The 2,055-nt window shown below is 46.5% G+C and carries 2 protein-coding genes and 1 pseudogene; 2 read left to right on the top strand and 1 reads right to left on the bottom strand.

Annotated features, from left to right (window positions below; translation table 11 throughout):
• Window positions 1-261 (top strand): annotated as a pseudogene (locus A3757_RS12080) (IS91 family transposase); the annotation flags it as partial.
• Window positions 262-461: 200 nt separating this feature from the next.
• Window positions 462-1,034 carry a DNA polymerase domain-containing protein gene (locus A3757_RS12075; protein WP_068510504.1) on the top strand — a complete coding sequence of 191 codons (573 nt, stop codon included), beginning with the start codon at window positions 462-464 and terminating at the stop codon, window positions 1,032-1,034.
• Window positions 1,035-1,054: 20 nt separating this feature from the next.
• Here A3757_RS12075 and A3757_RS12070 read toward each other — a convergent pair.
• On the bottom strand, window positions 1,055-2,055 hold a 1,001-nt coding region (locus tag A3757_RS12070), incomplete at its 5' end, for an alkyl sulfatase dimerization domain-containing protein (RefSeq protein WP_304439187.1).

Raw genomic sequence — 2,055 nt, 5'->3', positions numbered from 1 at the left:
GAAGAGCGGCACCATGCCATGACATGGATGCAGCGACTTAAGCGAGTCTTCAATATTGATATTGAGGTTTGCGAGCACTGTGGAGGGCATGTCAAAGTGATTGCCAGCATTGAGGATCCGGACATAATCGAGCAGATTCTTAAACATCTCAAACAGAAGGCGGCCAAAGCCGATACTAACCATACCAACCAGCCGCCAGAGCGAGCCCCACCACTGACTCCCAGCCTGTTCGGCCCATCGCAGACTCGTTTATTTAATTGACGCTCCTAAGCTCTCAATCCATGTACTGTCAGCCTTTGCGGCAGGCCGGTGGGGCAACTGTCGGCTAAAGATCCATTCGCCAGGCACTTTTCGGTCAAATCGACCAAAATACGACCTTCTTTGGGCGCTGTGAAGCTAAATTCCGGGGCTTAGGCAATAAAAATGAGCAGCAATTTCGGGTATGCTACTTCATCCGAAGGGTGAAAAGGTGCTTTAAACGTCCTATACGCCCGACCATTCGTGGTTCTGAAGCGGGCAGTAAAAAGCGCTATGCCGGTATGGTTGTTAAAAATCAACAACCGGAAATGGTCTTTAAAGGGTTGGAAACGGTTCGCACTGATTGGACAGACGTGGCGAGAGACTTTCAAAAGAATCTTTACCAAATCGTCTTTGATGATCGCGACCCAAGCCAATTTATCAAAGACACCGTGGCGGCCACACTGAATGGAGAACGGGATAATCAGCTGGTTTATCGAAAACGCCTTAGAAGACCGCTCAGAGAGTACGTTAAAAACGTTCCACCCCATGCTCGATCTGCCAAAATAGCCGACGAAAAGAACAAAGCGCTTGGCAAGCCACTACAGTATCAACACAAAGGCTGGATCAACTATATCATCACCCTGAACGGGCCTGAGCCTTTGGACTATCTTGAATCAGACATTGATTACCAACACTACATTGAGAAACAGCTAAAGCCCATCGCGGAAGGCATTCTGCCCTTTATCGGGATGGACTTTGATCGCCTAATAGATAATCAAATGGCCTTATTCTAGGGAACCTAGAAGTAAGTTCCTTAAGGCTCAATGATATTAAAGACACCTCTCGGCTTCTCAAACAACCTGAAGAAACTCACTAAATCCAGCTTACTACCCTCCACCGTCAAATCATCCGAGAACAGGGTTTCTTTGATCCCAGCCTGATCAGTGGCCATTTTGAGAAATAACTCATGAGTCACCTTAAGTGTGGCATCCGCATCACTGACAGGTTCAATTTGTTCAAAATGCAGAACGGCATTTTCAATCCACAAATAGAAATTTACCTGCCTGTCAGTGAAGGTGATATTGATCTTATGATGGCTATCAAAAGCTTCCGGGCCAATTAAACGGGCAGCCATTGATATAAAGAAGTTCTCAAGAGGTGCCTCTCTCAGAACCCCCTCCATCATTGCCACATCAACGCCTTTATCCGGGCCACCATGTCTCAGCTCATAAGCCCCCGTAAGATAATTATCTCGCCAAGGCGCTGATTCCGATTGGTATCCCAATTGATCATAAGCTTTAGCAAGGAGCTCTCGGGCCTTATCGTTGCCAGGGTCAGCAAAGACCAATTTATTCAAAAGTTCGGCTACCCAACGATATTCACCCTGGTCAAAAGCCGATTGAGCAGCAAGTAGAACCCTCTCAGCCCCTCCCATTAAGGCTATGTATTTATCCGCAGATTCTTCCGGAGGAAGCGGATTAAGATTCGCAGGGTTTCCGTCATACCAGCCTAAATACCACTGATAAACCGCTTTTGCATTATGTTTTACCGTTCCATAGTAACCACGGTTGGAAAAGTTACTGGCCAAACTCGGAGGCAACTCAATCTGTTCGGCTATCTCCGTTGGCGTATACCCTGCATTTAATAAACGCACCGACTGATCATGGATATATTTATAAGTATCCCGTTGAGCTTTAAGAAATGTCACCAGTTTTTCACTGCCCCATATCGGCCAGTGGTGACTGCCAAAATAGAGGTCACTTTTCTCTGCGTATTGAATGGCATCATGAATATAACCGCTCCACTTCAAAGCAT

This window comes from Oleiphilus sp. HI0117 (assembly GCF_001635235.1).
This window is presented reverse-complemented; position numbering and strand designations above follow the sequence as displayed.